This is a genomic window from Chimaeribacter arupi, assembly GCF_002858805.1.
In the GTDB taxonomy this organism is placed as follows: Bacteria; Pseudomonadota; Gammaproteobacteria; order Enterobacterales; family Enterobacteriaceae; genus Chimaeribacter; species Chimaeribacter arupi.
The window spans coordinates 1-5,509 of record NZ_PJZI01000066.1; the positions used below are offsets into that span (position 1 = coordinate 1).

The 5,509-nt window shown below is 58.3% G+C and carries 8 protein-coding genes; all 8 read right to left on the reverse strand.

What is annotated here, in order from left to right; genetic code table 11:
- Nucleotides 1–171: 171 nt before the first annotated feature.
- Nucleotides 172–705, reverse strand: coding sequence for an integrating conjugative element protein (locus CYR52_RS21895; RefSeq protein WP_006785962.1), 534 nt, complete (start codon nucleotides 703–705; stop codon nucleotides 172–174).
- A gap of 5 nt (nucleotides 706–710) precedes the next feature.
- Entirely contained in the window at nucleotides 711–1,346 is a 636-nt protein-coding gene (locus tag CYR52_RS21900; protein ID WP_006785961.1) for a lysozyme family protein, read from the reverse strand.
- Nucleotides 1,325–2,047 (reverse strand): TIGR03759 family integrating conjugative element protein, encoded by a 723-nt coding sequence (locus CYR52_RS21905; protein WP_006785960.1) that lies wholly within the window; start codon nucleotides 2,045–2,047, stop codon nucleotides 1,325–1,327. Before CYR52_RS21905 ends, CYR52_RS21900 begins: the two co-directional genes overlap by 22 nt.
- Nucleotides 2,048–2,058: 11 nt before the next feature.
- Nucleotides 2,059–2,817 (reverse strand): hypothetical protein, encoded by a 759-nt coding sequence (locus CYR52_RS21910; RefSeq protein ID WP_020899224.1) that lies wholly within the window; start codon nucleotides 2,815–2,817, stop codon nucleotides 2,059–2,061.
- Nucleotides 2,814–3,479 carry a PFGI-1 class ICE element type IV pilus protein PilL2 gene (gene pilL2 / locus CYR52_RS21915; protein ID WP_006785957.1) on the reverse strand — a complete coding sequence of 222 codons (666 nt, stop codon included), beginning with the start codon at nucleotides 3,477–3,479 and terminating at the stop codon, nucleotides 2,814–2,816. The genes CYR52_RS21910 and pilL2 overlap by 4 nt, the downstream gene beginning before the upstream one ends.
- Before the next feature lie 138 nt (nucleotides 3,480–3,617).
- Entirely contained in the window at nucleotides 3,618–4,055 is a 438-nt protein-coding gene (locus CYR52_RS21920; protein WP_006785955.1) for a DUF29 domain-containing protein, read from the reverse strand.
- 133 nt (nucleotides 4,056–4,188) lie between these two features.
- Nucleotides 4,189–4,725, reverse strand: coding sequence for a single-stranded DNA-binding protein (locus tag CYR52_RS21925; protein ID WP_006785953.1), 537 nt, complete (start codon nucleotides 4,723–4,725; stop codon nucleotides 4,189–4,191).
- A 60-nt stretch (nucleotides 4,726–4,785) separates the two neighbouring features.
- A complete protein-coding gene (locus tag CYR52_RS21930; protein WP_006785950.1) occupies nucleotides 4,786–5,256 on the reverse strand; it encodes an STY4534 family ICE replication protein in 471 nt (156 codons plus the stop codon).
- Nucleotides 5,257–5,509: the final 253 nt, after the last annotated feature.

Here is a 5,509-nt window from a genome sequence, read left to right on the forward strand (position 1 = left end):
GTTTATCCAGTACCCGCCCCGCCGTTGCCCGGTATCGCCGGTGACGGCGGGTGCTGGCTTTCTCCCGCCGACGCAGGTTCAGAAAGGCCATCACCACCAGGAAAAGGACAACCAGTATGACCGCCCCGTAAGGGTGCGCCATCAGCAGACCGTTGATATCTGGCGCGCTCATCACGGCTTAACCTGCTGCGTCAGGCCGGTATCGGTGATGAGTACCGGATAATGCGCAATCTGCAGGCGACGGGCCAGTTCGCTGCCGGAAGCCGGGGCCAGGCTGACACCGGGTGCCAGCTCGCGCAGCTCGCGCACGGTATCCATGTCTGTGACGTTGACTATCATCCCGGCCGCATGCTGTTCAGCCAGCGCGCCGGCATTGGCTTTCAGCCATTCACGGGACAGAGCATCATCCCCGATCAGAAACAACGCCCCAATGCCGGGCAACTGCAGCGGCCGGTCTGCTGTATTCCCCGGGCTCAGTTCAGGTGTGTTAACGGGTAACATACCCGCCATCCCGTCAGCCAGCGGAACACCGTGGTCCGGCTGGCGTGAAGGCTGTACGTCACTGACGCCGGGCATGCCGGGCTGTTTATTAACGGCCTCAAAATACGGCGCAGCATCTTCACCGCCCAGATCAGCAATCACATTCAGTTCAGCATGGCCGGTCAGGGGAAGGAGGGTAAACAGCAGTAAGGACAGCGTTTTCATCAGGGTTATCTCCCGGGTTCAGTCCAGACGAAGCCTGGATCGGGGGTGAGCGCAGCAACCGAGCGGGGCGCTTCAGCTGCCGGCGCAGAAATGCGGGGTGCAGGGCTGATTTTTGCCAGATGCCCTCTCACAATGGCGCGGTAACGTGCAGCAGGCTGACCACCTGCGGGATGGTGGTAGCAGCCGGCCGCATCCAGCCAGCTGCCTGGCTTACGCGCCCAGCACTCACGCAGAATGGTGGCGGCGGCGTTCAGGTTGGTGTAAGGGTCAAACGCATCCCACGTCGAGGCAAAATGATGACCGTTCCAGCCCAGATTGACCTGGGCAATACCGACATCGATGCGCTTAAGCGGGTGACGCTTCATAAAGACCTGCAGCGCCTGCCAGGCCTGCAGGCGCGTCTCATAGCGATACCCTTTGCCTGCCACATTGATGGTCCAGGGCCATGGCCGTATTCCGCGGGGAAGTTTGCGCGAAGACTCGCTCAGTGATACCGAGTAAAGCGCTTCGGGGGGCACGCCGTGCGCCATGGCCACGCGGACGTAACCCTCCGGCACCGTCTGGTCAGCATGGCCGTCAGGGACGGCCGCCATCAGTAAGCCCAGCGCCAGCGCGCCGGTCAGAATGCTGCGATTGCCCATTTACCGTCTCCCGCCTGCTGCAGTAAAACCGGCATCAGGCCGTTACCAAAGCGCATCCACCGGCCGCCGTCGTGGTTAAGCGTGATCTGGCGCTTGCGGACCTTTTCCACGGGAATGTGATGGTCCCGCGCCCAGCTGCGAAGCGCATCATCACTGCCCTGGCTGTCGACCAGATAGATGTCCACCGGCCGGTTGTCAGCCAGCACGGCAGACAGTTTCGCGTCGCAGGTTGCGCAGTCTTTTGACCTGACGAACAGTGCCAGCCGGCCGCCACTGTCGTGCGCCACGCCGGAGGCGTTCCCCATATTGACCGGCAGTGTGCCCGGATACAGGCGCTGCCAGGCCGCGTTCACCTCACGCTGGAAATCAAGCTCTTTCTGGGTGCGGGCAAACTCTTCCTTCACCCACTTTTCAGCAAACTTACGGCGCTCTGCCGGCGTCTGCGCCTCGATACCGAGGGTGGAAAGCGGATCGAGACCCGGCGACTGGGTACCCCGGGGTCCCTTCATCAGCTGCTGATAACGCTGATAATCGTCGGCACTGAGTCCCCACTGACCGGCCTGCTGCTGCAGGTTTTGCTGTGCGGAGTCCGCCCGTTGTGTTGATTCCTGTCGGCTGACATCCGTCTGTCCTGATGTGGTCGCGGCCAGGGTCAGGGGACTCAGCAGCATGGCGGCTAAAAAGGTGTGTTTCAGTTTCATCATTCGCTCCGTTATTCTGCTCTGAGCACGGTCAGGCGGCCGTTAACCCGAAACGTCGCCTCACCATAACCGGCACTGACCAGCGTCCAGCCGGCAACGGTTTCGCCCTCTCCGACCAGGGCCACCTGCGACAGGCTGCTGTAGCCCCGGGGCGCGATGGCAGCCCAGGACTCTGCCCCCCGCTTCTCCACGCCCGTCAGCACAAAAGGCGCATTGCGGGCCACGCGAAGGGACGGAGCAGCACGACGTGTGTCAGCGGGACGGGGCTTTTTTGCAGCAGGCGCGTTTTTTTTGACCGGTGCGGCGACAGGTGCGGCGGGTGCGGGTGCCGGCTGTGATTTCAGCGCTGTCAGCTGCTCAGTCAGCGCACTCAGGCGGGTTTCCAGCCCCTGCTGGGCGTCCTGAAGGGTTCGCAATGACTGACGCACGGCGTCGTCGCTGCCGGCCTGTTTCGCAGCAGCGCTCAGCTCCTGCTGCATCTCACCAAGTTTTTTCCGGGTATCCTGCAGGCCGGTTTTGAGCGTGGTCACATCTGACTGCAGGGCCGCGACTGTCTCAACAGTGGCCGCTGTACTGCCCTGAGATTCAAGGCGTGCAAGGCGTTCATCAAGGTTCGATATGCCCAGACTGAAGGCGGTGTAGCCCAGCGCCAGAATGCCGGCCAGCGCCACACCGCTGGCAGCGCCCCAGATGAGGCGGCAGCGGGGACGCCAGCTGAATCTTTTACGAGCCGGAGCGGGGTCAGTATGGAATGGTTGCTGTTCGCTCATTTTCTCAGAAACCCTCCGCTGACAGGTTTAACGGGTACTGACTGAGGGGCGCTGATGGCCGGTTGTGACACGGCGGACGGCGCAGGCGTGGACCAGCTGCTGACCGGCGGCGGAAGCTGGGAGACCGGCAGCTGGTAGCCGTCGCGCAGGCTGTGGCAGACCACACGCTGTACATCATCCACCTCAAGCTGCCAGGCCGGACCGGCCAGGACCTGCAGGGCAGTACGCAGGCGCATCGGGCCCAGCTGGTACTGAACCGCCGGCAATGCCTGGCGGTAAAGCACGCCGTTGGCGGAGCCTGTCGCGCACAGGGAATAACCGGACTGGCGCAGGGCGTAACGCAGCGCATCCGCCACGGTAGGATGCAGGGATGACGGGATACGGATATCAATAATCTGGGAGAGAGGGTCACGCTGGGCCGCCTGCGGATCGGTGCTGACCAGCAGATAACGATCGTAGCGCACCACTTCCGGCGTCCGCGCATACTCGTCCGGAGAGACCGGCTGAACGTTGCGGGTGACGGTGGTGCCGGGTGTCGGGTCGGCAGGCGCACGCTGTTGCAACTTTTGCGGCTGGGAAACACAGCCCGCAAGGAGCAGCAGGGGAAGAACAGTGGCAAGCCTGCCTGGTGAAAATACGTTGTGAGAGGTGTTACGTTTCATCCGGAATTTTCCTGTACAGTGATAAAACAGCCCTCACTGTGCGGAATCGGTCCGGTTTCACTCAATTAACAACTGATTTTCCGTTGATGAAAAAAAACGCCACCCGAAAGGATGGCGTTGCGGTGAAACAGACAGTAATCAGTCCGGGTAAAACTCGTTACTGAGAATAGTATCTGTTGTCCAGATGCTGTCTTCAGGAAAGATATCCAGACCTATGCCGGTTTCTTTGGAAGCATCGGCGCGGGCGTCAAACCACACATCCGCAAGCCATTCAGGATCAGAAAACGCGCTTTTCAGGCTCGGCGTCTTGTTCAGACGTCGTACAATCAAATCACGCTGACCTTTAATGGTTAACTCCCAGCTTTTACCTCGATGGGTTGGCTGAAACTTCCATTTAAGAAGGTGGGCCAGTAAGACAGCCATACGGCTGGCCAGCTCACGCTTTTCACTTTTGCCCACGTCTTCAATCTCCTCGGCGATGTTCTCAATATCAATCTGACTGAGCTTTCCGGCACGCAGTAAAGCTGCCTGTTCACTGGCCCAGGCAACAACGTCTGAATCGTAACGTGCTCCCATACAAGCCTCCGTTAGTCAAAAAGTGAAGAAACCGCCAGAACAGATATGCTCCGGGGATAACATAAGATGCAACATAAAAAGTTGCTTCCTGAAGTTTGTCAGAGACAGTCATAACAGTCAAAGCTCCATTAATTCAGAGGGCGTGAATTGCCACTCTGGAACAGTCATACCCGAATCCAATGAACGGTATATCGTCATCGAAGTCCATCGGTGGCGCACCGGCACTGCTGCCGGAGGCCTGGCCACTGTGAGTCGGTCCTGAAGGTTGCTGAGGCTGCCCCCAGTCATTCCGGGAAGACGTATTCTGTCCGCTGCCGGACTGGCGGCCGCCAAGCATCTGCATGGTGCCACCAATATTGACCACCACCTCTGTGGTGTATTTCTCCTGGCCGGCCTGATCGGTCCATTTGCGTGTGCGCAGCTGACCCTCGATGTAAACCTGGGAGCCTTTGCGCAGATATTCACCCGCAATTTCTGCCAGCTTGCCGAAAATAACCACCCTGTGCCATTCGGTCACTTCTTTCTGTTCGCCGGACTGCTTATCGCGCCAGCTCTCAGACGTGGCCAGAGAAAGGGTGGCAACTGCACTGCCGTTGGGAATATAACGAACTTCAGGATCCTGGCCGAGGTTTCCGACAAGGATAACCTTGTTAACGCCGCGTGAGGACATAATCATTTCTCCTGTAAGGAATAAAGAAACACCCCGCGAACGGGGTGTGTCAGGTGCGCATCAGAATGAGTTTTCTGCGTAGTTTTGTTGTGCGGCAGAGCCATTCTGCGGCGGCACGGAGTCAGATTTTTCAGTCTTGTAAACCATTTCCTGGCCTATTTTGATCCAGTCCACCTTTATCAGGCGGGCTTTCAGACTGACGCGCTGTTCGCCGGCATGGTCGCCTTTGTTCAGCGTAAATATGTCCGTGGACGGGTTACTCAGGTTAAAGCCCAACAGGACTTTCTTGTCTTCATCGACGGCTTTCTGGCAGCGGGCGATAAGGCTGGTTGCCTCTTTACCTGCGACAGAAATGTCAAAACGGACGTAGGCCGGATTATCAGTCGGACCACTCAGTGCATTTATTACGCAGCTGAGGAACGAGCCATTCTGATGGTTAACCTGGCGGATGTTGCTGAGATACCCGATGCCTTTGATAGTCAGGTTGAAGTACTCAGATTTTGCAGATGCAGAAGTATTGTTTGCAGACATGATGTTTTCTCCATGGAGGTAAAAAAAGGTACGGCGGAGAAACCATCTGCCCTGACGGGAGTGGTTTCCCGTCGGGGGTCAGGATCGGTTGAATCCTGAGAGTCTGGTATGTTGAAAGGACCTCAATCACTGTGCAGTGATATCCGTTTCCAGAGGTTAAACGGATTTACCACCCGAAGGTATCCTCTCTCAGGCTGCGAGGATTTTCCGGTCACCCGAAGGTGTTTCTCTCAGACCGGTGAAACGTTAGCTG

Excerpts from the sequence above, each read along its gene's own strand:
- CYR52_RS21895 (WP_006785962.1), bottom strand. The coding sequence starts at position 705 with ATGAAAACGCTGTCCTTACTGCTGTTTACCCTCCTTCCCCTGACCGGC.
- CYR52_RS21920 (WP_006785955.1), bottom strand. The coding sequence starts at position 4,055 with ATGGGAGCACGTTACGATTCAGACGTTGTTGCCTGGGCCAGTGAACAG.
- CYR52_RS21910 (WP_020899224.1), bottom strand. The coding sequence starts at position 2,817 with ATGAGCGAACAGCAACCATTCCATACTGACCCCGCTCCGGCTCGTAAA.
- CYR52_RS21900 (WP_006785961.1), bottom strand. The coding sequence starts at position 1,346 with ATGGGCAATCGCAGCATTCTGACCGGCGCGCTGGCGCTGGGCTTACTG.
- CYR52_RS21905 (WP_006785960.1), bottom strand. The coding sequence starts at position 2,047 with ATGAAACTGAAACACACCTTTTTAGCCGCCATGCTGCTGAGTCCCCTG.
- pilL2 (WP_006785957.1), bottom strand. The coding sequence starts at position 3,479 with ATGAAACGTAACACCTCTCACAACGTATTTTCACCAGGCAGGCTTGCC.
- CYR52_RS21930 (WP_006785950.1), bottom strand. The coding sequence starts at position 5,256 with ATGTCTGCAAACAATACTTCTGCATCTGCAAAATCTGAGTACTTCAAC.
- CYR52_RS21925 (WP_006785953.1), bottom strand. The coding sequence starts at position 4,725 with ATGTCCTCACGCGGCGTTAACAAGGTTATCCTTGTCGGAAACCTCGGC.